The 25,412-nt window shown below is 69.8% G+C and carries 24 protein-coding genes; 13 read left to right on the top strand and 11 right to left on the bottom strand.

The features are described 5' to 3' along the window. Positions 1–90 precede the first annotated feature (90 nt). Positions 91–618 carry a GNAT family protein gene (locus tag AB0F68_RS32915; RefSeq protein WP_357345379.1) on the top strand — a complete coding sequence of 176 codons (528 nt, stop codon included), beginning with the start codon at positions 91–93 and terminating at the stop codon, positions 616–618. On the opposite strand, the gene AB0F68_RS32910 is transcribed toward AB0F68_RS32915, so the two are convergent. Further along, on the bottom strand, positions 615–2,234 hold the full coding sequence (locus tag AB0F68_RS32910) for a right-handed parallel beta-helix repeat-containing protein (protein ID WP_357345408.1): 1,620 nt from the start codon (positions 2,232–2,234) through the stop codon (positions 615–617). The genes AB0F68_RS32915 and AB0F68_RS32910 overlap by 4 nt on opposite strands. A gap of 337 nt (positions 2,235–2,571) precedes the next feature. Then, positions 2,572–4,803: a carbohydrate-binding protein gene (locus AB0F68_RS32905; protein ID WP_357345377.1), complete on the bottom strand. Its 2,232-nt coding sequence runs from the start codon at positions 4,801–4,803 to the stop codon at positions 2,572–2,574. Between the two features lie 320 nt (positions 4,804–5,123). On the opposite strand from AB0F68_RS32905, the gene AB0F68_RS32900 reads away from it, so the two are divergent. Next, entirely contained in the window at positions 5,124–5,996 is an 873-nt protein-coding gene (locus AB0F68_RS32900; protein ID WP_357345375.1) for a class I SAM-dependent methyltransferase, read from the top strand. Between the two features lie 98 nt (positions 5,997–6,094). Here AB0F68_RS32900 and AB0F68_RS32895 read toward each other — a convergent pair whose 3' ends face one another. After that, positions 6,095–7,195: a crosslink repair DNA glycosylase YcaQ family protein gene (locus tag AB0F68_RS32895; RefSeq protein ID WP_357345373.1), complete on the bottom strand. Its 1,101-nt coding sequence runs from the start codon at positions 7,193–7,195 to the stop codon at positions 6,095–6,097. A 383-nt stretch (positions 7,196–7,578) separates the two neighbouring features. Here AB0F68_RS32895 and AB0F68_RS32890 point away from each other — a divergent pair, with 383 nt between their 5' ends. The 5 genes from AB0F68_RS32890 (at position 7,579) to AB0F68_RS32870 (ending at position 10,316) form a co-directional block, all read left to right on the top strand. Further along, positions 7,579–7,809 (top strand): hypothetical protein, encoded by a 231-nt coding sequence (locus AB0F68_RS32890; RefSeq protein ID WP_357345371.1) that lies wholly within the window; start codon positions 7,579–7,581, stop codon positions 7,807–7,809. A gap of 213 nt (positions 7,810–8,022) precedes the next feature. Further along, positions 8,023–9,099, top strand: coding sequence for a CapA family protein (locus tag AB0F68_RS32885; protein WP_357345369.1), 1,077 nt, complete (start codon positions 8,023–8,025; stop codon positions 9,097–9,099). Between the two features lie 8 nt (positions 9,100–9,107). Beyond that, positions 9,108–9,473, top strand: coding sequence for a hypothetical protein (locus AB0F68_RS32880; protein WP_357345367.1), 366 nt, complete (start codon positions 9,108–9,110; stop codon positions 9,471–9,473). A gap of 25 nt (positions 9,474–9,498) precedes the next feature. After that, positions 9,499–9,837: a metalloregulator ArsR/SmtB family transcription factor gene (locus AB0F68_RS32875; RefSeq protein WP_357345365.1), complete on the top strand. Its 339-nt coding sequence runs from the start codon at positions 9,499–9,501 to the stop codon at positions 9,835–9,837. Then, a complete protein-coding gene (locus tag AB0F68_RS32870; protein WP_357345363.1) occupies positions 9,834–10,316 on the top strand; it encodes an SRPBCC domain-containing protein in 483 nt (160 codons plus the stop codon). Before AB0F68_RS32875 ends, AB0F68_RS32870 begins: the two co-directional genes overlap by 4 nt. A 74-nt stretch (positions 10,317–10,390) precedes the next feature. Here the strand turns inward: AB0F68_RS32870 and AB0F68_RS32865 are convergent, their stop codons facing one another. The 4 genes from AB0F68_RS32865 to sigJ form a co-directional block, all read right to left on the bottom strand. After that, positions 10,391–10,771, bottom strand: coding sequence for a serine protease (locus AB0F68_RS32865; protein WP_357345406.1), 381 nt, complete (start codon positions 10,769–10,771; stop codon positions 10,391–10,393). A 327-nt stretch (positions 10,772–11,098) separates the two neighbouring features. Then, positions 11,099–11,995: a helix-turn-helix domain-containing GNAT family N-acetyltransferase gene (locus tag AB0F68_RS32860; protein WP_357345361.1), complete on the bottom strand. Its 897-nt coding sequence runs from the start codon at positions 11,993–11,995 to the stop codon at positions 11,099–11,101. 70 nt (positions 11,996–12,065) lie between these two features. Then, positions 12,066–12,734 (bottom strand): DNA alkylation repair protein, encoded by a 669-nt coding sequence (locus tag AB0F68_RS32855; RefSeq protein WP_357345359.1) that lies wholly within the window; start codon positions 12,732–12,734, stop codon positions 12,066–12,068. Positions 12,735–13,308: 574 nt separating this feature from the next. Continuing rightward, positions 13,309–14,397, bottom strand: a complete 1,089-nt coding sequence (gene sigJ, locus AB0F68_RS32850; protein WP_357345357.1) for an RNA polymerase sigma factor SigJ — start codon at positions 14,395–14,397, stop codon at positions 13,309–13,311. 157 nt (positions 14,398–14,554) lie between these two features. Between sigJ and AB0F68_RS32845 the strand changes: the two genes are divergently transcribed. The 6 genes from AB0F68_RS32845 (at position 14,555) to AB0F68_RS32820 (ending at position 20,107) form a co-directional block, all read left to right on the top strand. Further along, a complete protein-coding gene (locus AB0F68_RS32845; protein WP_357345355.1) occupies positions 14,555–15,172 on the top strand; it encodes a hypothetical protein in 618 nt (205 codons plus the stop codon). 281 nt (positions 15,173–15,453) lie between these two features. Beyond that, positions 15,454–15,936 (top strand): SRPBCC family protein, encoded by a 483-nt coding sequence (locus AB0F68_RS32840; protein WP_357345353.1) that lies wholly within the window; start codon positions 15,454–15,456, stop codon positions 15,934–15,936. A gap of 187 nt (positions 15,937–16,123) precedes the next feature. Further along, complete coding sequence (locus AB0F68_RS32835) at positions 16,124–16,795, top strand: alpha/beta hydrolase (RefSeq protein ID WP_357345350.1); 672 nt, start codon at positions 16,124–16,126, stop codon at positions 16,793–16,795. Between the two features lie 79 nt (positions 16,796–16,874). Further along, positions 16,875–17,573, top strand: coding sequence for a permease-like cell division protein FtsX (locus AB0F68_RS32830; protein WP_357345348.1), 699 nt, complete (start codon positions 16,875–16,877; stop codon positions 17,571–17,573). A 90-nt stretch (positions 17,574–17,663) separates the two neighbouring features. Then, on the top strand, positions 17,664–18,020 hold the full coding sequence (locus tag AB0F68_RS32825) for a hypothetical protein (RefSeq protein WP_357345347.1): 357 nt from the start codon (positions 17,664–17,666) through the stop codon (positions 18,018–18,020). Between the two features lie 653 nt (positions 18,021–18,673). Further along, the gene (locus AB0F68_RS32820; RefSeq protein WP_357345345.1) at positions 18,674–20,107 is read left to right on the top strand and encodes a non-reducing end alpha-L-arabinofuranosidase family hydrolase; all 1,434 of its coding nucleotides are present in this window, start codon (positions 18,674–18,676) and stop codon (positions 20,105–20,107) included. Between the two features lie 84 nt (positions 20,108–20,191). On the opposite strand, the gene araA is transcribed toward AB0F68_RS32820, so the two are convergent. The 4 genes from araA to AB0F68_RS32800 are packed head-to-tail and all read right to left on the bottom strand — an operon-like array spanning position 20,192 to position 25,315. Then, complete coding sequence (gene araA, locus AB0F68_RS32815) at positions 20,192–21,694, bottom strand: L-arabinose isomerase (protein ID WP_357345343.1); 1,503 nt, start codon at positions 21,692–21,694, stop codon at positions 20,192–20,194. A gap of 26 nt (positions 21,695–21,720) precedes the next feature. Then, on the bottom strand, positions 21,721–22,710 hold the full coding sequence (yjfF, locus tag AB0F68_RS32810; protein WP_357345341.1) for a galactofuranose ABC transporter, permease protein YjfF: 990 nt from the start codon (positions 22,708–22,710) through the stop codon (positions 21,721–21,723). Further along, positions 22,707–23,777, bottom strand: coding sequence for an ABC transporter permease (locus AB0F68_RS32805; RefSeq protein WP_357345339.1), 1,071 nt, complete (start codon positions 23,775–23,777; stop codon positions 22,707–22,709). Before AB0F68_RS32805 ends, yjfF begins: the two co-directional genes overlap by 4 nt. Continuing rightward, a complete protein-coding gene (locus AB0F68_RS32800; RefSeq protein ID WP_357345337.1) occupies positions 23,774–25,315 on the bottom strand; it encodes a sugar ABC transporter ATP-binding protein in 1,542 nt (513 codons plus the stop codon). The genes AB0F68_RS32805 and AB0F68_RS32800 overlap by 4 nt, the downstream gene beginning before the upstream one ends. Between the last annotated feature and the right edge of the window lie 97 nt (positions 25,316–25,412).

The raw sequence follows: 25,412 nt of genomic DNA, 5'->3' as shown, positions 1-25,412 counted from the left end.
GCGCCGCTCGGCTTCGTCGAGTTCGGGCTCGACCGCTGCGCTGCATAGGCTGGCCATCTCATCCGACGCACCTGCGACGAGGATCAGCCCATGCCCAGCAGCACCAGGATCCGCCTGATCGAGCCCGCCGACGCCGCCCCGATCGCCGCGCACCGGGCGCGGGACGTCGAGGCTTTCCGGCCGTGGGAACCGGCCCGGCCGGCCGGCTACTTCACCCCGGAGGGCCAGGCGGAGCGGATCGACAGCCTGCTGGCCGGATACCGGGCCGGCGCGGTCTGGCCGGGCGTGGTGCTCGCCGACGGCCAGGTGATCGGGCAGGTCACCGTCTCAGGCATCCTGCCGCAGCCGCACCTGCGCCGCGGCTCCGTCGGATACTGGATCGCCAGCGTCGCCCAGAATCAAGGGCATGCCGGGCACGCCGTCGGGCTTGTGCTCCGGGTGATGACGGACGAACTCGGGTTGCACCGCGCCGAGGCGTCCACCAATCTGGAGAACCTGCCGTCGCAGCGGGTGCTGCGCCGCAACGGGTTCACCCCGTACGGCGTCGCGCACTCCTCGATTTTCCTCGACGGGAGCTGGCGGGACGGGCTGCTGTGGGAGCGGGTCCTCGGCGACTAGGGGGCGGGCTGGATGGCGCCGACGGTGCCGGCCCCGACGATCGGCCGGCCCAGGAAGTCCACCGGTCCCGGATCGACGTCGAAAAGCGAACGGATGTCGAGGGCGCGGCCTGCCAGCGGCGAATCGGGGCGCGGCGTGAGGGCTTCCGCCCATTGGGCCGGCGAGCCGGAGCGACCGACCGTCGTGAAACGCGGGTCTGCGCTCGATCCGCGCGCCTTCCCCCCGAGGCGTTCCTGCCCGGTCGCCGCGCGCCAGGATTCCAGATCGGCATAGGAGGCGCCGGCCCACGAGACGGCCCAGGTGCCCGATTCGGCGAAGAAGTTGTTGCCCTGCAACAGGACAGCGGCCGTCGGGAACTTGTCGGCGATCAGCAGGTTCGTCCCGCCAGAGACGATCAGGTTGTTGCGCAGGGCGACGTTGGACAAGCCACGGAAGAAGTTGTGCAGGCGGACGGCCGCGGGGGCCCGGCCCTTCCCCTCCATCACCACGGTGTTGTGGTAGACCTCGGCGTTGTTGACCGACCCGGCCAGGTGGATTCCGGCGTACTCCGGCAGCTTGCGGGCGTCGTTGAGGCTGATGTTGAAACGGACGACGTTGCCGGTGTGCGCGGCATTGGATTGGCCGCTGTAGAGCAGGTACCCGGAGCCGTCGTTGTCGTAGGACAGGTTGTACTGCAGGATCGACGAGGACACGTTCTGGTCCATGTCGAAGCCGCCGCCGTCCTTCTGGCCGGCGGTGTGGTTGCGGAACGAGACGTTGCGCTCGATGACCACGGCGGTCGAATCCCAGGTCCAGATGCCGACCGGACCTTCGGGCGCCGCGGCCGACCGCCCGTTGTCGTGCGCGCTGGACCGCTCGATGCGCCCGCCTCGCACACTTCCGAGCGCGATTCCGCTTCCCGTGTTGCTGAAGTGGTTGGCCGGGTCGCCGAGGTTGTGGTGCACCTCGACCTCCGACACGACGACGTCTTCGTGCGCATAGCGCGGCGCCGCGGCGTCGAACCGGGGTCCGAAGCTGATCAGCCCGTTCTCCGTGTTGCCGTGCAGGTCGGCGGCACGGATCCGTACGCCTCGGAAGCCGGTGGAACGCGGGCCGGCACCGATCTGGATTCCGTTCTTGAATCCGCTCACCTCGACCCCGGAGATGTCCACGTGGTCGAGTCTCCGGCCGTCGGTCACGTCGGAGTAGAGCTCGATCCCGCCGGTGGTCCTGCTGTCCGCGCCGCCCCCGACGATCACCAGGTCGCGGATCTCGACGCCGGCGGTGTTGTGCACCCTGATCCCTGGGCCGCCGGAGGCCTCGATCGTGGCGCGACCGGCGCCGTAGGTGGTGACGACGACCGGATTTGCCGCGTCACCCGCGTCGCCGGGCCCGAAGGTCAGGCTTCCGCGGAAGTGCGCGCCCCCTTCGAGGAGGAGTTTGTCTCCCGGCTTGAAGGCGAAGGCGGCGGCCTTGTCGAGCGATCGCCATGCTGTGGCGGGCGACGAGCCATCCCGGGCATCATCCCCGGTCGGGCTGACGTGATAGGTGTTGATCACGGGCGGAGCGGCCACCCGATTCGATCTGAGTTCGAGGGCATGCGCGAGCATGGGCAGGAAAACGGCCAGCGCCAGCATCAGCACCGTGACGATTCGTCGGCGTGAACGCCGGGTCGGTGGCGGGCCTGGCGGGTCCGCCAGCAGATCAGCCTCACCCTGTTGCCCTGTACCGGCTGTCAAAGGACTCCTACCGCCCCTCGCGACGCGCTGCCCGAAACATCCCTTATCCGAACTTTAGGGCATCTTGCGCATGCTGGACGGCGGCTTCCTGCCGCTTGAGGTGGATGTGGCGGCTACGCCGGTGGACGGCCGGCGGACCCGGTTTCTCGCGGCCGGCACATCGCTCCGGACGACGTCCGCGGCGAGGTCGAGTCCGGCGGACTCGACCTCGCCGCGCGAGCGCCGGGAGGCCGACCTACGGCGCGAGCCGGAAGTAGTCGAGGTTGAACCCGCCCGTCTCGCAGTACACCGTGACCAGCTGATCGCCCGCCGGGAGAGCCACCGGCACGTGCACCGACTGGTACGTACCCCAGCCGCCGGTGTCCGGCACCGACGCGGTGGCGAGCACCTGGCCGCTCGCGTCGCGGAACGACAGTGCGTTCGCGGCGACGGCACCCGTGCCGTTGGCGGCCCGCAGCTCCAGGTCGTACGTTCCGGCCTGCGCGACGTCGATGCGGTACTTCAGCCAGTTGCCGGCGGCCGTCCAGCCGATGTTCCGGCCGCCGCTGGCGGCCGGGTTGCTCTCGACGAAGCAGCAGCCGCCTTCGACCCAGCCGTGCTGCTCGACGTACGACTCGGCCTCCACCCGGGCGCCGACGGGCGCGCCGTGCGGCCGCACCGTCACGTGTACGGTCACCTCGTCGTTCGCCTGGCCGTCGGTGACCACGAAGGTCAGGTCCTGCTCGCCGGCCACCGTGGGGTGGATCGTCACGAGCCCGGTGGTGCCGTCGATGCCGACGCCGTCCGGCAGGTCGGTGGCGTAGAAGGCGAGCGGGTCACTGTCGGCGTCGGTCGCCGTCAGCGGCACCTGCACGGTGCTGTACTGGTCGGCGACCACACCGGCCACGTCGTTCAACACCGGGGCCTGATTGTTCTTCGTCCTCGGCCGCTCGCCCTTCCATCGGAACGTGGCGAACGACTGCGCCGGTACGGTGGCGACGAAGGACTGACCGGCGAGCACCACGCGTGCCCTGGTGTCAGCCGCGTTGCTGTTGCGGAGGACGGCGACGAAGTTGTTGGCCCTGTCCCGGTAGACCACGTTGCTGATGCCGTTCGCCGGGGCGCTCGACGCCAGGCGTACGTCGTCCGGGCTGAGGTAGCGGGCGAACTGCCCCAACTGGTACAGCTCGTCGCGGACGGTGAAGTCGCGGGTGGTGGTGTTGACAGTGACCAGGCGGTTGGGCCACTTCGTGGTCCGGCCGACCTCTGCCCAGTCGACGTTGTTGTCGCGGGCGGGCGTCCAGTGCAGCGTCCCACCATCCTGGTCGGTGGTCTGCGCCCACATGATGTAGGAGCTGGCGTCCAGGCGGAAGTAGCTCAGCAGGTCATCCGGGGAGACGCTACCGGTCTCGGTCATCTCGACCGGCTTGCCGTACTGCTCGTACGCCTCGCGCATGACGGTCGGGTCGCCCCAGTAAGGATGGAAGGCGATGGCGTCGGCCGCTGCCTGGACCTGGGCTCCGGTCACCGAGCCATCCGGTGCGTCTTCGAAGATGCGGTAGTAGTTCTTCGTCTCGGTGCTGTTCGGGTCCCGCCAGTCCCAGAAGTTGAAGTCGTGCACGAAGAGCTGGGTGCCGAGCCGGGCCGCGGCGAGTTCGCGCTTGACCGCGATGGCCAGCTTCTGCTGCTGCTCCACGCTGATGTCCATCGCCGGATAGACGACGTCCATGCCGGGCTCGTTCAGCAGGGTCAACGCATCGATCTTGATGCCCTGCCGGGCGTACGCCTGGACGAACTTGACGTAGTAGCGGGCGAACACGTCGATGCAGTCGTCGCGCAGCTTACCGACCTGGTAGTAGCTGGTCGTGCTGCCCGGCCGGAGAGCGACCTCGCCGGTGAACCGGTTGTTCGTCTTCATCCAGGCCGGGGCGCTCCACGCGGACGCGAAGAACGTGGCGTGCGGGTTGTAGCGCTGGATCAACTTGATGGTGTCGATGATGTGCAGGTCGATGTCGCGCTGGATGGAGAAGTGGTTCAGCTCGAAGTCTTCGGTGACGCCGGCGGGCAGTTCGTCGTAGGACCAGAACGGCAGGTGCTCGATGAGGTCGGGGCTGCCGATCGTCACGCGGAACCGGTCGAGGCCCGCCCCGGTCTTCGGGTCGACGAGCAGGCGGACGGCTTCTTCCCGCTTCGCCGGGTCGAGCTTCCACAGGTTCGAGACGCTCGTCTCGTCGATGGAGAAGCCGACGCCGCGGTAGGGCTGACGCGGCCTGCTGGGGTCGACCACGATGGTCGCGTCGGCGGGTCCGCCCGGGTCGCTGCCCACGCGGCTGGTGGGCAACGGCTGCCACTGGTGCTCGGCGCCGGTCGAGTATGTCCCGGTCACGACAGAGCCGCGGCCGGCCGCCGCCGGCGACGCGGGCGCGGCCGCGAGCACGGTGACCGTTGCCGATGCGACGGCGAGTGCCGCGGTGATGGATTGCCTCACGGCGCCTCCAGGTTGTCATAGGAGTGTCCTCACGGCAGGCGCCGGTGTCGGTGCCGTCCGTGGTTGCGAGTGGAGGGTGGTACTCGCGTCTCGGAGACACGGGCGGGGATGATCAGCTCCCGCTCCCGGAGCCTAACTTTCGATGATGATTAATTTCAAGACCTGAAATAATGCCAGGCAGCGCAGTCGGACGCGCCGCCGGCATCAGGTGGATGGCTTCGTGACGACGTCTTGAGCCGTGACAAATGTCAGCGGTGCCGGACCGAGGCCGGCGTTAACGTCGGCCGCAGAGCCGACGTCCCCGCCGGAAGAAGGACGTGATGCCGAGGACTCCGCGAGCGAGCCGCACCGCGGTGCTGGTGTGCCAGGGTCGCGCCGCCGCCGACGCGCTGATCGCCCCCGGCCGCTTCGCGGATCCGACCGCCCTGCCCCTGCTGCGCCCGGACGAGCGGGAGGCCGTCGAGTGGGTACGCGCCGGTGTGCCGCCCCGGACGTGGCAGCAGCGGATCGACTACGAGACGGTACGCGCCGCCGCCGGGCTGATGGCGCCCCGGACGATTGCCATCGACGACGCCGTACGCGCCCATCCGTCTCCCCAGGTGGTGATTCTGGGCGCCGGGCTGGACGGCCGCGCCTGGCGCATGCCGGAACTCGCCGGGGTGACGGTCTTCGAGGTCGACCAGCCAGCCACCCAGCAGGACAAGCGCGACCGGGCCGCCGCCCTGGCCGGCGCGCCGCCCAGGTTCGTCCCGGTGAACTTCGGGCGCGACCGGCTGGCCGAGGCACTGGCGGCCCACGGGCACCGCGCCGACCTCGCCACGACCTGGATCTGGGAGGGCGTCGTGCCGTACCTGACCAGGGCCGAGGTGGCCGCCACGGTGGAGGCGCTAGCCGCCTGCTCGGCGCCGGGCAGTCGCCTGATCGTCAACTTCCAGAGTCCCGCCACCTCCACCAACCTGGGCCGGGTCCTGGCCCGGCTGCTAACGGCCTCCACCGGCCGGTCGAGCGTCTGGGCGAACGAGCCGTGGCGCTCGACCTGGAAGCCCGCCGCCATGGCCGCCCTGCTCGCCCGGCACGGCTACACCGTCACCCGGGACGAGCACCTGCTCGACACCGCGCGGGCGCTGGGCCTACCGGTCCGCCGCGCCATCTCGCTGCGCCACAGCCGGGTGATGATCGCCGATCGGCCCTGACCCCCGGTGCCGGATCGGCGCGCCTTCCGAGCTGTCCCGGCATCGGACCCGCCCAGCGGCGAGGATCGAAGCCGGTGAGCTGGGTCGGCGCCGCGGCTTCAGGTCGTCAGGGAAAGGGTCAGCCGGAGCCAGTTCGCCAGCTCGGTGATCTCGTGTCGCACCGCGGCGGTCATCTCCCTGGTGAACGGAACGTCCTGGTGGATCGCGTCCACCCGCAGCACACCGGCCCTGCGGTCGGCGGTGGCGTCGAGCTTGCCGACCAACCGGTCCCCGTACAGGATCGGCAGCGCCCAGTATCCCCAGCGGCGTTTGGCGGCCGGCTTGTACATCTCCAGCTGGTAGTCGTACTCGAACAGCTCGGCGATCCGCCGGCGGTCGAAGACGAGCCGGTCCAGCGGCGACAGCAACGCCGCGCGGCCGGTGAACGCCTGGTCCAACAGCTCGGGGTCGACCCGCCACTGGCCCTTCACGCCCTCGACCACCGCGAGCTCGCCCGCGGTCCGTACGTCGTTCGGCTCGCCCGGGCTCTCCGGAGCCCGGGCGCGCGCGATGCCCAGCGCGCGCAGCCGCCGCTCGTCACGGATCCGGCACGCCTCCTCGTAGGGCACCACCTCGTCCGGGTAGACCCGTTCCGCGAGGTCCCACAGCCGATCGGCGCCGCGCCGACCGGCGGCCGCGACCTCTCCCCGCTGAACGAGGAAATCGATCATCTTCCGGACGTTGCGGTCGTTCGTCCAGCCGGAGGAGCGCCATGGGACCACGCACGTGTCCGGCAGCTCGCGAGCGGGCAGGGGGCCGTCGGTGCGGAGCCGGGTGAGGATGTCCAGCCGGCAGCCGTTGTTGGCATCGACCCAGTCACGTAGGCCCTCCTGCCAATCGCGCAGCGGTGGGCGGCCGGGCCACTCGGCCATCTCCGCCCGGTAAAGCGCGAGGTCCTCCGGCGGACGGACCAGGCCGTGCAGCTCCAGCAGGGTCTGCTCGTCGAGGGCGTCGCGCAGCTGCGCCGGGGAGTACGAGGAGCCGAGACGGCTCCACAGGACCAGATCGGCGCTGGGCGCGACGGCCGACGTGGGGTCGTTCTGTAGCAGCGTCAACCGGCGTACGACGTCGAACATGTCGCTCGGGCGGTGGGCGTCGAGCAGTTGGGCGCGCACCGCGAGGCGGCGGGCGTCGCCGCGGGACAGCGTGTGCACGGTCACCCACCGAGACTAGGAGGCAGGTACGACCACCACCAGCTCGGCATCGAGCGTGACCCCCAGCCCGTGCGCCGCCGGCTCACCGCGCCCTGCAACCCGCAAGCCGGTCGCCTATCACAGACCTCCGGCCCCCGACGGCGGCGGCGTTCGGCACTCATACGTGCGACCCGAACCTCGGTGGTGGCCCCTTCCAGGCCGAGGACGTCTGGGTCTTCGCCCTGCCGGCTGCGAATCAGGGCACCTTCATCTCACTGACCATCGAGTTCGCCACCGAGGGTGGTCCCGTCACGGAGACCATCACGACCACACCCGCCGCTGACCGCGCGATCGTCGGCAACAGGGCGTGGATCAGGACGCCAGCCGGCCTGTCCTCCACCGGCGAGGTGGTGAATCCGTTCGCCCTCACCAGCGCCACGGCGGTGATCACGGGTAGCGACGGAACTTTCGACCTGGCACAGACCTGCCCGGCGGCCGGCGGGACACCTGCCAGCCTGCCGGTGACCGACGCGGGAATCTCCGGTCCGACGCTCGGCAGACTCGCCGCGACGGGAGGCAGCCTCGTCGCGGTCGGCCTCGTACTGCTTCTCGCGCAACGGCGTCGTCGCTTCGTCGCATGACCTGAGCCGGTTCATCCTTATGCCGGGGTGCTGCTCACAGGGCCGGGGCAGCCCTCGCCCATGACGGGAACTGACGCTGGCCGGCACCCGAGAGCTCGGGTGCCGGCCCGTTGTCTCCTACTTGCCTCTCGGCTTCGACATCCCGCAGGTCAGGCCGACGGCAATCCCGGCCAAGCAGGCCCGGGGTCGGGCGGGTTTCCGTACGCTGCCGGAGTGAAGTGGGCACGATCCTTCGTCGCGCTGGCGGTGACCCTGGCGGTCACGGCGTGCGATGCCGCCCGGACCCCACCAGCCGGTGCGCCCACCCGCTCCGCCCCGGCGGCGGCGTCCCCGTCGCACCCCGCCGAGATCACCCTGGCCTTCGCGGGCGACGTGCACTTCGCCGACCGTACGGCGGATCTGCTGGCCGATCCGGCGACCGCGTTCGGGTCCATCTCGTCGACCCTGTCGGCCGCAGACCTGGCGATGGTCAACCTGGAAACGGCGGTCACCGCGCGCGGGGTTCCCGAGCCGAAGGAGTTCCATTTCCGGGCACCGGCAAGCGCGTATGCCGCGGTGAAGGCGGCCGGCGTCGACGTCGTGTCGATCGCCAACAACCACGTGCTGGACTACGGGCGGACAGGGCTGGCCGACACCGTGGACGCGGCCAGGGCCGCCGGGATGCCGGCCGTCGGGGCGGGCGCCGACGCGGCGGCGGCGTACCGGCCGTGGATCACCGAGATACGCGGTACCAGAATCGCCGTCCTCGGCTTCAGCCAGGTCTCCGAGCTGTGGTCGGAGTGGAGAGCCACCGACACCCGGGCCGGCATCGCGATGACCCGGGACCTGCCGCGCGCCGTCGCCGCGGTGCGCGCCGCCCGGCGCCAGGCCGGCGTGGTCATCGTATACGTCCACTGGGGCACGGAGGGCGAGGCGTGTCCACCCCCCGAGGCTCGCGCGTTCGCCGCCGAGATGGCCGAGGCGGGTGCCACTCTCGTGGTCGGCACCCACGCCCACCTGCTGCTCGGCGACGGATGGCTCGGCAAGACCTTCGTCCAGTACGGACTCGGCAACTTCCTCTGGTGGCGGGACGACGCGTACAGCAACGACACGGGTGTGCTGCGGGTGACCCTCGACGGTTCGGCGATCTCGAAGACGGAACTGGTGCCCGCGGTGATCTCCCGAGGCGTGGGTCGACCCGAACTCGCCGGAGGGGATGGCGCCGCCCGGATCCGCCGGGAGTACGCGGACCTGCACGCCTGCACCGGACTTGCCGCGAGCCCCGCCCCCTGGTCGGGCGAAGCACGATGATGGCGGGCATGGATCGCTTCGAGGGCCGTTGCCAGCTGAACTGGTGGGCGAACTCCTCCACCGCGTTCGTCGCGGAGATCGCGGTGGTCATTGCCGCCACCGCCGGCGGCTGGGACGCCGAGGGCCACCTGATCAGCGATGACATCGACGAGCACGAGGGGCTTCGTTTCCTCTGCGACCTCGACCCCGCCTTCACGCTGGCGTTCGAGGATGGCAGCACGATCCCCGTGACTGTCCGCAGCGGCCAGGAAGGCGGCCGGTTCGCCCTGACCGAACACCCCGGGCCGGAGCACCAGTCGGTCGAACAGCGAATCGATCCCTATTCTGCGGCTTGCCCCGGCCCCGGCACGGGCCCGGCCATCGTTGACATGTGACCTTTTGGTCACCTATGCTGGTCCCGTGAGCGACGACGACGATCTGGTGTTCAAGGCGCTCGCCGACCCGACCCGACGCGCCCTGCTCGACCGGCTCTTCGTTCGCGACGGCCAGACGTTGACCGAGCTGGAGTCCGCGTTGGCGATGACCCGTTTCGGCGTCATGAAGCACCTGCGCCTGCTCGAGGACGCCGGCCTCGTCGTGACCCGACGCCAGGGCCGGGAGAAGCTGCACTTTCTCAACCCGGTGCCGATCCGGTCGATCCACGCCCGGTGGATCGACAAGTACACCGAGCACCACACCGCGACACTGCTGGAGCTCAAGGCGGAACTCGAACGCGACGACCCGAAGGAGAACCGATGACCACCACGACGACGGCCGGGACGACCAAGGTCTACCGGGTCTACATCAAGGCCACCCCGCAGGCGATCTGGGACGCGATCACCAAGCCGGAGTGGACCCGGAAGTACGGCTACCAGGGCATAGCCGACTACGACCTGCGGCCGGGCGGCCGGTACCGGGCCCTGGCCATCCCCGAGCACCGGGAGGCCGGCATGCCGGAGGTGCCCGTGGAGGGCGAGGTGATCGAGGTGGACCCGCCGGTCCGGCTGGTCCAGACCTGGCGGCCGACCTGGCTGGACGAGCCGGCCACCCGGTTGACGTACGAGATCGCGGAGCGGGGCAACGGCGTCACCTCGCTGACGGTGACCCACGAGCTGGCCGGCGCGCCGCAGACCATGGCGCAGGTCAACGGCGAGGTCGAGAGCGCCGGTGGCGGCTGGGCCCAGGTCCTCAGCGACCTGAAGTCGCTGCTGGAGACCGGCAGTCCGCTCTACGCCTGACCCGGCCTGCCGACGAGGCGCAGGCAAGGGCGGCCCGGCTGGTCGTGAGCCGGGCCGCCCGTCCGGTCGTACGGTCAGCCGCCGAGGCTCGCGGCGGCCGAGGCGATCGCCGAGGAGAAGTAGCTCACCTGGGTGTAGACACCCGGGTAGTTGGGCCGGGCGCAGCCGTTGCCCCAGCTGACGATGCCGACCTGGATCCAGGCGTTGGTGGCGTCGCGGCGGAACATCGGACCACCCGAGTCGCCCTGGCAGGTGTCCACGCCGCCGGCGGCGTAACCGGCGCAGATCTCCTCGGCGGGGATGATGTCGCCGCCGTAGTTCGCGCTGCAGGTGGCGTCACTGACGAACGGCACGGTCGCCTTGAGCAGGTACCGCTGCTGCCCGCCCCCTTCGGTCGCCGCGCCCCAGCCCGCGATCGTGAACGTGCCGTTGTCGTACGCGGTGGTGTTGGCGATTTTCAGGGTGCTCAGCCCGGTGACCGGGGTGGCCAGCCGGATCAGCGCCCAGTCCTTGCCGCTGCCGTTCTAGCCCGGGGCTCGACCGGACGGTGATCCGGCTGGACGACTGGAGGTCGACCACGCCCAGGGTCGCCGGTCACCGCGGCCAGCGCGGCGGCCAACAGGCCGGTGAGGGTGCGCCAGCGAACCATGGATTCCTCCGCATCAGGACCGGTGCGCCTCGGGGAGCGCACCTGCTTCGAGATTGCGGACAGCGTATTGATATCAATGGATTTTTGGCCATACCCATCGGGTCGTATCGCCCAGATATGAACACCTGTCACGTCACAGCGCCAGGCGCTTCTCGAACCAGTGGTGCGCGTAGGGCTCGTCGTTGTACGGCTCGATCTCCCGATAGCCGGCGGCGCGGTACATGGCGATCGCCTCGGTCAGGTTGCGGTTGGTGTCGAGCCGGACAGCGGTCCAGCCGCGCTCGGCGGCGTACCGCTCCAGCTGGTCCAACAGCCGCCGGCCGACACCGAGACCGCGTACGGTGTCCGCCACCCAGACCCGCTTGATCTCCGCCGGCGCGTCGGGGTGGAGCTTGACCGCCCCGCAGCCGACCGGCTCGCCGTTGAGGGTGGCGAGCAGGAACACGCCGGCGGGTGGGACGAGTTCCTCGTCGCGGACCGGCTTGCTCAGCGCCGGGTCGAATCCGTCGTCGAAGCGCTGCGCGACCTCACGGGCATACGCCCGCACGCAGGCGCGGGCTCGGGGATCTCCCGGCGGGCAGGGCTCGACGACCACCATCGAGCCGACCAGCAGTCGCTCCACCTCCGCCATCGCCGCCACCAGACGCTCGCGCCGCTGGTCGCTGAGCGGTTCGAGGATGGACTGGGCCAGCTCGTCGGAACGCTCGTCCAGCTCGGCCCACTCCGCCCGTCCGGCCTCGGTCAGTGCGGCGACGCGTACCCGCCCGTCGCCGCCGGGCCGGGCGGCCGGGCCGACGCTCACCAGCCCGTCGCCCTCCAGGGTGCGCAGGAGCCGGCTGAGGTACCCGGAGTCCAGCCCGAGCCGGGCCCGCAGCGCCGCGACCTCGGCGCCGTCGGGGCCGATCTCCCACAGCAGCCGCGCCTGCGCGAGCGGCCGGTCGCGGGACATGTACTGATCGTCGAGGGCGCCCACCCGTTGGGTGACCGTCCGGTTGAACCGCCGCACAGTGGCGATGAGCTCCGAGTTCATATGCCTGACTTTAGTCAGGATTCTCTGCGGGTTGCCAGAGGGGGTCGGGACCGACCACCGCGCGCGTCGGCTAGTCGTGCCGTCGGCGCACCATCTCGCTGATCCAGACGGGCGCGAACGGAGACGTGCAGCCCGGGGAGGTCGGGTAGTCCTTGAGCACCTCCAGGCGCTCGCCGATCTCGATCGCCCGGGCACGGTGCTCGGCGTGCTCGATCCCGATCTGAGCCAGGCAGTGGTTCATCGCCCACTGCAGGCGATCCGGGGCGCCCTTCATCTCCGCCTCGATGACGTCGAGCAGTCCTGGGAGGTCGAGGCCCTCGGGCTTCTTCGCCACACGCTCGGTGGTCAGCGCCCAGCCGGCACTCGCGACCACCGGATCCGGATCGGCGGACCAGGCCACGCGCAGCTCTTCGGAGTGCGGGTTCTTCTTCACCACGTAGCTCACGAGCCAGTCGTGCACCTTGGGTCTGCGCGCCTGGCGCAACATGACGTCCAACTCGTCACGCTCGAACGCCTTCGGGCGGCAGACCAGGATCGCCAGCAGTCTCGCCGCGGTGTCACCCGTCTCCCAGAGCCGGCACGCGAGTTCCTGCTGCGTCTTCAGCCAATTCGCGAGGGCGCGCAGCTTGCCGAGGTTCACACCGTGATCGTCACCGTGTCTCTCGTTCACCTCGCGTGTCTTCGGGTCCTCGAGCGCGGCCAGCTCGGCCAGCACGTCGGTCAGCGTCGTCTCGGCCACCTCGACCTCCCGTCCATCACGTGCGAGATGCAGCCTATGACGGAGGTCGGCGGCCTGTGGACGGCCAGCTCGGAGACGTGCCGTCGGTCCGCCCTTGTGGGCTTGAAAGCGATGCCGATGTGCTGGCCGAGCTGAGCGGCTGTGTCCCCCTCGACACCGGGTGGCCCATCGTCACGTCCTACTCATCCGGTTCCCACGCAATGAGCAGGTCGAAGAGACGCCGGTCGCCGTCGAGCTCCAGGGAGTCCACCGGAATACGGCCGTAAAGGCGAGGACCAGCTCGCTGGCCGCGCCTCGGGCGGAGGCGTCGGCCGCGTCCGGCTCCTCGCCGGCTGCGCTGGCGGGCATCGTGCCGGGCGCGACAGCGTCCAGCCGGGGCAGGTCGGCACCTGCACGTCGAGGGTGGGCGCGGAGGCGACCGCGGTCCGGAACGCGGTCGACCGTTCGTCGATCAGCCGCAGCAGGACGGGGAAGTCCAGAGTCATTACCACTGCGGCTGTCCATCACCGTGCTCCGACAATCGGACAGCGGATTTCGCAGCCGACGCGGCGGCGGCTGGACCTGCAGATGCCCGTCACCCCGTCGTCCACGGCCGGAGTTTCTCCGGGTTGCGGACCGCCCAGATGTGCGTGATCCGGTCGCCTGCCATGTCGAACGCGATCACCGTCACCGTGACGCCGTCCAGTTGGGCCACGAGGCCGGGCCGACCATTGACCGTACGCTCCACGATCCGCAGGTGGGGCGCCTTGCCGGTGACGTCGACGAGCACGCGTGCGACGTGCTCGCCGCCTTCGATCGGGCGGAGTTCGGCGCTGACGAGGCCGCCGCCGTCGCCGAGAGCCGTCACATTCGGGTCGAGGAGGCCGATCAGGGCGTCGATGTCCTTGGCTTCCCACGCCTGTTTGAAGTCCCTGACGATCTCGGCCTGCCGGGCCACCGGAGTCGCCGGAGCCCGCGACGCGCGAATACGACGCCGGGCCGACGAGGCCAGTTGGCGGCACGCCGCGGGGGTACGGCCGACGATCTCTGCCACTTCGGCGAAGGAGTAGCGGAAGACGTCGTGCAGGACGAACGCGACGCGCTCTGCCGGAGTCATCGACTCGAGCACGACGAGGAAGGCCATGTTGATCGACTCGTCGAGGGTGACCCGGTCGGCCGGGTCGGCGGTGATGCCGTCCGACCGCCCGCCGAGCCACTCCGTCGGTTCGGGCAGCGGCTCCGGAATCCATTCGCCCACGTAGCGCTCCCGCCGGGCGCGCGCCGAGCGCAGCAGGTCGAGGCAGATACGGCTGGCGACGGTCGTCAGCCAGGCTCCGGGCGAGTCGATGGCTTCCTGCTGCTTCGGGGACATGGCGTACCAGCGGGCGTACGTCTCCTGGACGACGTCCTCGGCGTCGGCCAGCGAGCCGAGGAGCCGGTACGCCAGGTTGATCAGCCGTTGCCGCTCGCTCATGATCGCGCCGAAGCTCGGATCGGGCCGGCCGTCTCCTGTCTCGGATCGGGTGGTCATGGTGTCGCCGGCTCCCTTGGTCGCGTCCGCTTTCGCCAGTTCGACGAGGCAGCACACGGAACTGTGAGGCCGGCGGGTCGCCGCACATTCCGAGGGGTCGTTCGTCGTACTGCTGAGTTCCATCCTGCGAACCACCACGCTGGCGCTGACCAATCCTGCCGGCACCTGTGCGCAGCCGACGCGTCAGCCCCGCTGCGTCCGGGGCTCCGGCGGCACCTGCCGGCACGGCGCCAGACCATTGCCACGCCTGCGACAATCCCTATTGGACGCCGCCACCGCCCGCGACCACGGGGACCGCTGAGGAGGCACCTTGCTGTTCCGCCGATCGAAGCGACAGGACGTGGACGCTCTTAGGGCGAAGGTTGTCGCGAACCGGGAGAAGGTCCAGTTATGGGTCGGTGGCTGGGACTTCCCGGAGGTCGAGTGGCCCGACGTTCCGGAGATCCCCTCTCCTTGGATCGTGCGGCGCGAGGACGAGCGGATGTGGTGGGAACGCCACGCCCCGTTCATCGACGAGTACGGGTGGATGTTGGAAGCCCGGCCGGTCTCGCAGGGAGTCACCCATGTCGTAGCCAACTGGCAGTTTGGCAAAGGGCACACGTTTGATCTTCTCGATATCGAGATCCGGAGCGTCGCCGATCCGGGGTACCTGGCAGAGAAGCTCGCCCTGGGAGCGCACGCCGCCGATCTGCCGGGCTGGCAGGAGGACGACATTCAAGGTCTGCACGCCTGGCTCTTCGAGGGGATCGACAGCCGACCGCTGGGCGAGATGGTCAGGGGGCAGCACAGAAGCGGGTTCATCCACTTCACACTCACCCGCTGGCCCCACAGCAGAACGGAAATCAACGTCCGCCTGAACATGACGCTGACGGACACCGCTCTCGACGGCACTCCCTTGAACAGCGCCGGAGAGTCACCGCCCGCCTGAGGCAGGCAGCCACGGCGGCCTGCCGCAGCGCCCCGGGCGCGCAGCCCACGGCACAAGCGGCCGACTGACCGAGCGCTCAGGGCTGGCGTCGCGGGCCGCGCCGGCGTCGTCCGCCGTCGGGGTGGGGCCGGCGGCCAGGGGGCTCGGCCGCTCGATGTTTAGCGGACGGGCACCCGGGCAGACGGCCTGGATCGCAGCAGGGCTGTAGTGGGAACAATCCGTCGGAGGCAGCGATGCGCCACTCACCACACCGCGCAGGGGAGAATCCGGCCGAGGCGAGAGTGATCATCGAGCGCCGGGTCGCGGACGTCTTCGACTTCTACCGCGACTTTCGGAACCTGCCCCGCTTCCTGGGCGATGTCATGGCCAGCGAACAAATCGGGCCAGCAACATTCCGATGGACAATTCGGGGACCACTCGGCGTCAGACTGAAATCCACGGTACGGCTCACCGAGGAGCGCACAAACCAGTTGCTCCGGTACGAGACGACCGCCGCACCCGGCATGAGATCTCGCTGGACGGTCCGGTTCACCCCAGGGTCCGACCCGGGCCGGACCGAGGTTCACGAGGTGCTGAAGACACCCTTCGGAAGACTGGGCCGCGTAGTGCTGACCCTGGCCGGGAAGCCGCCCGGTGCCGAGGTAGCCGCGAACCTGCGCAGGCTGAAGCAGCTCCTGGAGACGGGAGAAGTTACCGACACCGAGCATGCGGTCGCCGGCAAGTTCGGGCGGCGATCCGTCGGCGATCACCGCCACCCCGATTGACCGGGGCGGTGCGGATCGGGCGTCGCCGGCACCTGGCACGGCTCCGCCAATCAACCCGGCGCGACGCCGAGAATGTCAGCATCGCCGCCTAACCTCACCCACGGAACAGCCAACCGCGGCCCGCCGGTCGACTCACACGGGAACCAGACGGCGCGTGCTGGCCCGGAGGCTTTGCCAAGGAGGCTGGGTGGCGACTTTTGTCTTGATCCACGGCGCTGGCGACGTCGGCTGGTACTGGCATCTGGTGGAGGCCGAACTCCGCGCCCGGGGCCATGACACTGTCTCGCCGGATCTGCCGTGCGACGACGACTCGGCCGGCCTGCCCGAATACGCCGACGCCGTGGTCGGGGCGATCGGCGGCCGCACCGATCTGATCGTCGTCGCGCAATCGCTCGGCGGCTTCACAGCCCCGCTCGTCTGCGACCGGGTGGCGGTCGAACTGCTCGTCCTGATCGCGCCCATGATCCCCGCGCCGGCGGAAGCGCCCGCCGAATACTGGGTCCATACGGGATACGACCAGGAGGTGCGGGGCGACTACGACGATGCCGTCGCCCTTTTCTACCAGGATGTCCCGCCGGAGCTGGCCGCGGAGGCGCTGAAGCGGGCGCGCACGCAGTCCGAGACCCGGATGGGAGAACCGTCGCCGCTGCGAGCCTGGCCCGATGTCCCCACGCGGATCCTGATCTGTCGCGATGACCGCCTGTTCCCCGCTGGGTTCCTCCGCCGCGTCGCGCGAGAGCGCCTGGGCATCACCCCGGACGAGATCGACGGCGGGCACACCCCCGCGCTGAGCCGTCCCCACGAGCTGGCGGACCGCCTTGCGACCTACGCCGCTGCGCACGGACTGCTCCGTGATTAAAGTCCCGGCATTCCTTCCCCCTGCGCTCAACACGTCCCAGGGATCACTCGATGCCGCACGCCCACCTACGATCTGACCCATGCGTCGCGTTGCGCCGGTATTGGCGTTGTTACTCCTGACCGCTTCGTCCGCTTGCACCTCCGAGCCGAAGGACATCGGGCACACCACATTGACCGTCCTGCTCGATCACGACGTGACGGCAGCCCAGAAAGATGTGGTGGAGCAGCGGCTACGCGCGATGCCGAGCGTGGAGGGCGTCGCCTTCGAGACCCGCGATCAGGCCTACGAGAAACTGCGGAAGGACTCGCCGGACCTGCTGGGGGATCTCGGTCCGGAGAACCTGCCGGAGTCCCTTCGCGCGACTGTCACGGACGCGTCGGTCGCCGAGGCAGTCGATCTGATGATGGGCACGGTCGACGGCGTCGAGTGGGTCGGCCTCAAGATTGCCGATGTTGACCCCCTGCCTTCGCGGATCGGGGCGATCGTCCGGCTGGAACCGACCGCTACGGAAGAGCAGCGAGCCTCCGTGGAGGAGGCCGTCCGGGCGCTACCCCACGGTGAATCGATCGAGTTCGAGGACCGTGACGCCGCCTACGAGCGCCTGCGCAAGCAGTGCCAGGGCAAGGGCGATCTCGCGACACAACTCGATCCGCAGGCGGCGCGCCCCTCGCTGCGACTCCAGCTTCCCTTGAACGGAAAGGGTGGCACGGGGCTGCCGGAGATCGGACGCCTTGATGGCGTCGAGGCGGTGCGCCTGGTGCCCGTGTCGATGCTGTGAACGCGCCGATGGCGCGGCCAACCGGGGAGGCGCCACCGGCTCCGCGACGTCAGGGCTCGCGCTGGGCACGACGGGAGATTGGGAGGGAACATGGAGCTCAATTCTGGCGGTACGCCCGGGCCGCGCCTTGCCGACCATTTGGCCGTTCTCGACAACAACGTCTACGGCCGCCTCCCCCGTGCCCCGGGGGCGAAGGCCGTGGCGGGGATTTTCGTACGTGCAGGATGGCGGGCCCGCGCAAGCTCGTGGACCGCGTATGAGGTCGAGCACGAGTGGGTGTGCATCGAACTGGTCGAGCCGTCACCCGATGAGTGCCTTTTCAGCGGGGTCGTCGATCCATCCCGAGTGGACGAACTCGCTGCCGTCCTCGCGGCTGCGGGCCTGCGCTACTCGGTTGAACTGTGGGGTGACGACCGAAGAAGCATCCTGCGAGAACTCGCTGGATGACTCTTGCACATGGCTACGCCCTGCCGAGCGCGGACGGCAGATCAAATCCGGCGTGCAGGGCCGGCTCGTGCCTGGCCAGTTCCACAGCGTCGCGCTTCCGACGCTGAGGATGGCAACTGCCGGATCAGGGCCTCGTTGAGGTCGCAGCCGGTCGGGTTCCAGCTGTTTGAGCCATGGACGGGTTCCGGGTACACGCCGTTGTAGAGAGCTGCCGCAGCGACCCATCGCTCCCGTGCGGCCATGCGGCCCGTTATCGATAACATCGTGACCTACCGATGGTGACCCGGCCCGCCATGCGGAGGGCCACGCCACTCTGCCGCTCAGGTGACAACGGACCGACCGGCACGGTTGAGCGTGTTATCGATAACATGCTATGTTCTGCGCCCAGGAGCCGAGGGCATCCTCCTGTTCGGACCACCGACGTCGAAGGGCACCGGGCACATCCCGGCCGACGTGGGTGACGGATCCGAGCCGCAACGGTCACCCGTCTGAGATCTCGTCCGACCCGATCGCGCCCCATCGCGCGGAGGCCGGTCGACCGCACCCGCAGCGGTCCGGCTCGCTGGCGGCTCCGTCCGGCCGGATCACTCGTTCAGCGCTTCCCCTCCCGCCGTCCGGGCCGGCATACCCCACCCACCATGGAAGGACCTTCGATGCGTACGACGTGGAGAGTCAGGGCGGTGACGCTCGCGGCCACCGCGGGGCTGGTCGCCGCCGCGGCGGCCGTAACCCTGCCCGCGGAGGCTGCCGCCGCCGGCTGCTCGGTCACCTACCAGGTGTCCTCGCAGTGGCAGGGCGGCTTCGGCGCCAACGTCACCGTCACCAACCTGGGCGACCCGGTCAACGGTTGGACGCTGACCTGGTCCTACGCGGCCGGTCAGCAGGTCACGCAGTATTGGAACGCCACCATCACCCAGAGCGGGGGCCAGGTCCGGGCCGTGAACGTCGGCTACAACGGCGGCATCGGCACCAACGCCGCCGTGTCGTTCGGCTTCAACGGCTCGTGGACCGGCAGCAACCCCGCGCCGACCAGCTTCGCCCTCAACGGCACCACCTGCACCGGCGGCACAGCCACCCCGCCGCCCGGCACGACGCCCCCGCCCAGCTCTCCCCCACCCAGCTCACCGCCGCCCACGGGCACCCTGCCGAGCACCTTCCGCTGGTCCTCCAGCGGCGCCCTGATCGGCCCGAAGAACGACGGCCGGGGCATCGCCGGCATCAAGGACCCCTCCGTCGTCTACTACAACGGCAAGTACCACGTCTTCGCCAGCACCGCGCGATCCTCCGGCTACAACCTCGTCTACACCAGCTTCACCGACTGGTCCCAGGCCGGCTCGGCGCCGTTCACCTATCTCGACCAGACCCCGATCGGCGCCGGCTACCGCGCTGCCCCGCAGGTCTTCTACTTCGCACCGCAGCGGCTGTGGTACCTCGTCTACCAGACCGGCAACGCGTCGTACTCCAGCAACCCGGACATCAGCAACCCGGCCGGGTGGAGCGCGCCCAAGAACTTCTACAGCGACATGCCCCAGATCATCAGGGACAACATCGGCAACGGCTACTGGGTCGACATGTGGGTGATCTGCGACTCGGCCAACTGCTACCTGTTCTCCTCCGACGACAACGGGCACCTCTACCGGTCGCAGACGGCCCTGGCGAACTTCCCGAACGGCATGACCAACACGGTCATCGCCATGCAGGACAGCGACCGCAACCGGCTGTTCGAGGCGTCCAACGTCTACCGGGTCGGCAACCAGTACCTGCTGCTGGTCGAGGCGATCGGCAGCGACGGCCGCCGGTACTTCCGCTCCTGGACCGCCCCGGCGATCACCGGACCCTGGCAGCCGCTGGCCGACACCGAGAGCAACCCGTTCGCGCGGGCCAACAACGTCACCTTCCCGGGCGGCGCCTGGACGCGCGACATCAGCCACGGCGAGATGATCCGCAGCGGTCACGACCAGACCCTCGCCGTCAGCCCCTGCAACCTGCGCTACCTCTACCAGGGGCTGGACCCGAGCGCCGGCGGTGACTACAACAGCCTGCCCTGGCGGCTCGGCCTGCTCACCCAGACCAACTCCACCTGCTGACCGGAGCACTCCCCCGGCCCGGCGGCCGGCATCCCGGCCGCCGGGCGCAACGGGAAGGGCAGCGAGGTACCCGCCGTCGATGCCTCAGAATCCCTTGGCGAGCCGGTAGTAGGCCTGGTTCCAGCGGATCTCCTCGGCGAACCGGCGTGGGTTCGTGTCGGCGTCGATGACGACTAGTTCGGTCCGGCTCATCTCGGCCAGATCGTGCAGCTCCTCGACTCCCACCGCGCGTGACAGCACCGTGTGGTGCGGGGCGCCGGCGGTGATCCACGCTTCGGCCGAGCCGGCCAGGTGCGGCCGGGGACGCCAGACGGCCCGGGCCACCGGGAGCCGGCGCAACGGCTGCGGCGGAGAGACCACGTCGATCTCGTTGGCGACGAGCCGGAACCGCTCCCCCATGTCGGCCAGGCCGAGCACCACCGCGGGACCCGGCTCGGCGTCGAAGACCAGTCGGACGGGATCCTCCCGCCCACCGATGCTCAGCGGGTGGATCTCCACGGACGGCACGCCCGTGGCGATGCTCGGGCACACCTCGAGCATGTGCGCGCCGAGGACCAGTTCCCGGCCCGGCGTGAGGTCGTAGGTGTAGTCCTCCATGAACGACGTGCCGCCGTCGACCCCGACCGCCATGGCCTTGAGGGTGTGGACCAGGACGGAGGTCTTCCAGTCACCCTCGCCGCCGAAGCCGTAGCCGTCGGCCATCAGGCGCTGCACGGCGATGCCGGGCAGCTGACGAAGCCCGCCGAGGTCCTCGAAGTTGGTGGTGAAGGCCCGGAACCCGCCGGCCTCCAGGAACGCCCGCAGACCGAGTTCCAGCCGGGCGGCGTACCGCAGCGCGTCGTGCCGATCGCCTCCCGGGCGCAGCTCGGGCACCACCCGGTAGCTGTCGTCGTACTCCTTGACGAGGTCGTCCACCTGCGCGTCGGCGACCTCGCCGACCACCCGGACGAGATCGTTGACGCCGTAGGTGTTCACCGAGACGCCGAAGCGCAGCTCCGCCTCCACCTTGTCGCCCTCGGTCACCGCGACGTCGCGCATGTTGTCGCCGAAGCGGGCCAGTCGCAGCGACCGCATCGCCGACCAGCCGAGCGCCGCCCGCGCCCAGGCACCGACGCGGGAGACCACGCGCGGGTCGCTGACGTGCCCGGCGACCGTCTTGCGCGCCACCCCGAGGCGGGTCTGGACGAACCCGAATTCCCGGTCGCCGTGCGCGGCCTGGTTCAGGTTCATGAAGTCCATGTCGATGTCGTCCCACGGCAGCAGGACGTTGGCCTGGGTGTGCAGGTGCAGCAGCGGTGTCCGCAGCGCGTCCAGGCCGGCGATCCACATCTTCGCCGGCGAGAAGGTGTGCATCCAGGCAACCACCCCGATCGCGCCCTGCGCGGCGGCGTCGCGGCACACCCGCAGGATGTCGGCGCTGGTGGTCAGGACCGGCTTCCAGACGACCCGGGCGGGAATGTGCGGCGAGTCGTCGAGCGCCTTGGCGATCTGCCGCGACTGGTCGGCCACCTGTCGGAGGGTGTCCTCGCCGTACATGGCCTGGCTGCCGGTGAGGAACCAGATCTCAGGCTCAGCGTGCGTTGCCATGGGGTTGCCTTCCGCGAGATGGTCGGTCACTTGTAGCGGATTCCGATCAGACGTTGGAGCAGGATGAACGCGAAGAGCAGACCGCCGATCACGATCTTGGTCCACCAGGAGTTGAGGCTGCCGTCGAAGGTGATCAGTGTCTGGATGACCCCGAGGACCAGCACCCCGAGCACCGTGCCGAAGACGTAGCCGGAGCCGCCGGTGAGCACGGTCCCGCCGATGACCACGGCCGCGATGACGTCGAGCTCCATGCCCACCGCGATCAGCGGGGCGCCGGAGAGCGTGTAGAACGACAGCAGGATCCCGCCGATCGCCGCGCACAGGCCGCTGATCGTGTAGACAGCGATCCGGGTCCGCCCCACCGGAAGCCCCATGAGCAGGGCCGATTGCGCGTTGCCGCCGATGGCGTACACGTTGCGGCCCAGCCGGGTGTAGGCGAGGGTGTACGCGGCGACGGCGACCACCGCGAAGGCGATGAGCACGCTGATCGACACGAAGTTGCCGCTCGGGTTGCCGATCCTCTCCTGGGACATGCTGGTCCAGAACCCGTCGGTGATCGGGATCGACGAGCCGCTGATGAAGGTGCACATGCCGCGGGCGAAGAACATCCCGGCCAGGGTGACGATGAACGGCTGGATGTCGAAGAAGTGGATCACACAGCCCATCAGGAACCCGAGCGTCGGCCCGATGAGCAGCGCGATGAGCAGCACCAGCGCCGCCGGCAACCCTTCCTGCAGCAGGAACGCCGACACCATCGCGGTCATGGCGACGACCGAGCCGACGGAGAGGTCGATCCCGCCGGTGAGGATCACGAAGGTCATGCCGACCGCGACGACGAGCACGAACCCGTTGTCGATGAAGACGTTGAAGATGACCTGGATGTTGGAGAACGCCCGGTATTGGGAGACCCCGACGCCGTAGAGGACCAGCAGCAGGGCGAGGGTGGCCAGGACCGGCACGTGCCGCCGGGGCAGGCGCGACCAGGTGCGGCCGCCGGTGAGGGACGTCGTGGTCATGCCGGCACCTCCGCCTTCGGCTGATCGTTGACGGTGGCCTGGGTGACCACCGGGGCTCTGCGTCGGGCGAACCGGGCCCGGAAGCCGGGCGCCTGGATGAGGCAGACCGCGATGACCACGACCGCCTTGAACAGCAGGGACGTCTGGGGCGAGATGTTCATGGCGTACACCGTGGTGGTGAGGGTCTGGATGATCAGCGCGCCGAGGATGGTGCCGCTCAGCGAGAACCGGCCACCGGCGAGCGACGTGCCGCCGATGACCACCGCGAGGATCGCGTCGAGTTCGACCCAGAGGCCGGCGGCGTTGCCGTCGGCGCTGGACACGTTGGCGGTCATCATGAAGCCGGCGACGGCGGCACAGACAGCGCTGATCACGTAGACGAGGAAGGTGATCCGCGCGGACCGGATGCCGGCCAGGCGGCTGGCCCGCGCGTTGCCGCCGACCGCCTCGATGATCAGGCCGAGGGCCGTCCGGCGGGTCACCGCGGCGATGACCAGGGCCGCGGCGAGCGCCAGGAAGATGGCCAGGGGCAGGGTCAGCAGGTGGCCGACGCCGATCGCCTTGTACGGGTCGGAGTTGATGGTGAGGATCTGCCCCTCGGTGATCAGCTGGGCGAGACCCCGGCCGGCGACCATGAGGATCAGCGTGGCGATGATCGGCTGGATGCCGATGACGGCGACCAGGACACCGTTCCACGCGCCGAGCACCAGGGCCGCCCCCAGTGCCAGGGCCAGCGCGGTCAGCACGCCGCCGAGGCTGTTCTGGTCGGGCTGCCGGCTGATGTAGAGGCAGGCGATGGCGCCGCTGATCGCGCAGAGCGAGCCGACCGACAGGTCGATGCCGCCGGTGGCGATCACCAGGGTCATGCCGAGCGCGACCAGGATCAGCGGCGCGCTCAGCCGGACGATGTCGATGAGGCTGCCGTACAGGTGACCGTCCCGTAGCTGCACGGAGAGGAAGCCGGGCCGGTAGATCGTGTTGGCGGCCAGCATGACGACGAGGACGACGACCGGCCAGAAGAGCCGGTGTGTCGTCAGCGCGCGGTAGCCGGTCCTTCCGTGGTTCATGACGGCACCCCTTCGTGCCCCGCGCCGGCGGCGATGGCCTGCATGATCCGGTCGGCGTCGACGCTCTCGTCGTTGGTGAGCTGGGTGACCAGTTCGCGGTCACGCATCACGGCGATCCGGTGGCTGAGGCGGAGCACCTCGTCGAGTTCGGCGGAGATGAACAGCACCGCCATTCCACCGTCGGAGAGCTGCGCCACCAGGCGCTGGATCTCGGTCTTCGCCCCGATGTCGATGCCCCGGGTCGGTTCGTCGAGGATCAGCAGGCGAGGCTCGGTGATGAGCCAGCGCGCGAGCAGGACCTTCTGCTGGTTGCCGCCGGAGAGGTTCCCCACCGGGATGTCCGGGTCGGCCGGCCGGATGCTCAGGGCCCGCACGTACCGCTCGACCAGTTCGTCCTGCCGACGGCCGGGGATGGGGCGCAGCCAGCCCCGCGCGGCCTGCAGGGCGAGGATGATGTTCTCCCGCACCGACAGCTCCGCGATGATGCCTTCGGCCCGCCGGTTCTCGGAGCAGAAGCCGATGCCGTGACCGATGGCGGCCACCGGCGTGCGCAGCGACGCGGGGGTGCCGCGCACCCGAACGCTGCCGTGGTCGGCCCGGTCGGCGCCGAACAGCAGCCGCGCCACCTCGGTACGACCCGAGCCGAGCAGGCCGGCCAGGCCGACCACCTCTCCCTCGTGGATGGCCAGGCTGAACGGCGCCACCGCCGACCGGCGTCCCAGCTCCTGCACGTCGAGCAGGGGTGCGCCCTCCGCCGCGGCGGCGACGTCGCGCCGGGGCTGCTCGTCGAGGCGCTCCAGCACGTCCAGTTCCTTGCCGATCATCTTCTCCACGAGGGTGAGCTGGGGCAGCTCTGTCGTCGCGTACTCGCCGACGAGCTGGCCGTTGCGGAGCACGGTGATCCGGTCGGCGATGTCGTAGACCTGGTCGAGGAAGTGGGTGACGAACAGGATCGCGATCCCGTCGTCGCGCAGTTGGCGCATCACTCTGAACAGCTGCGCGACCTCAGTGGCGTCGAGGCTGGAGGTCGGCTCGTCGAGGACCAGGACCCGGGCCTTGATGTCGATGGCCCGGGCGATCGCCACCATCTGCTGCACGGCCAGCGAATAGCTGGCCAGCGGTGCGTTGACGTCGATGTCCAGGTCGAGCCGGGCGAGCAGGGCCCGGGCCTGGCGGCGCATCTCGCCCCACCGGACCGCACCCAGCCGGCGCGGTTCCCGGCCGATGAAGATGTTCTCCGCCACCGAGAGATTGGTGCAGAGGTTGACCTCCTGGTAGACGGTGCTCACACCGGCCGCGGTGGCCTGCATGGGGCCGCTGAACGACACCTGCTCACCATGGAGCGACACGGTGCCGCCGTCGATGCCGTAGACGCCCGTGAGCACCTTGATGAGGGTGGACTTCCCGGCACCGTTCTCGCCCATCAGCGCGTGCACCTCGCCGGGGAAGAGGCGGAAGTCCACGTTGTCGAGCGCCCGTACCCCGGGGAACGACTTGGTGATCCCCGCCATTGTCAGGACTGGATGGCTCCCTGTCATGCCACCGGGCCTTTCCTGAGGTTGTTGGGCCTGCGCGGCGGCGGGGGCCCCCCCTGCCCCGCCCCGCCCGCGGCGGGGGGCCGCTCAGCCAAGCCAA

The sequence above is a fragment of the Micromonospora sp. NPDC023966 genome, from assembly GCF_040639095.1.
Classification (GTDB): domain Bacteria; phylum Actinomycetota; class Actinomycetes; order Mycobacteriales; family Micromonosporaceae; genus Micromonospora.
Note: the sequence above shows the minus strand (reverse complement) of the source record. Positions and strands in the feature narration are given on the sequence as shown.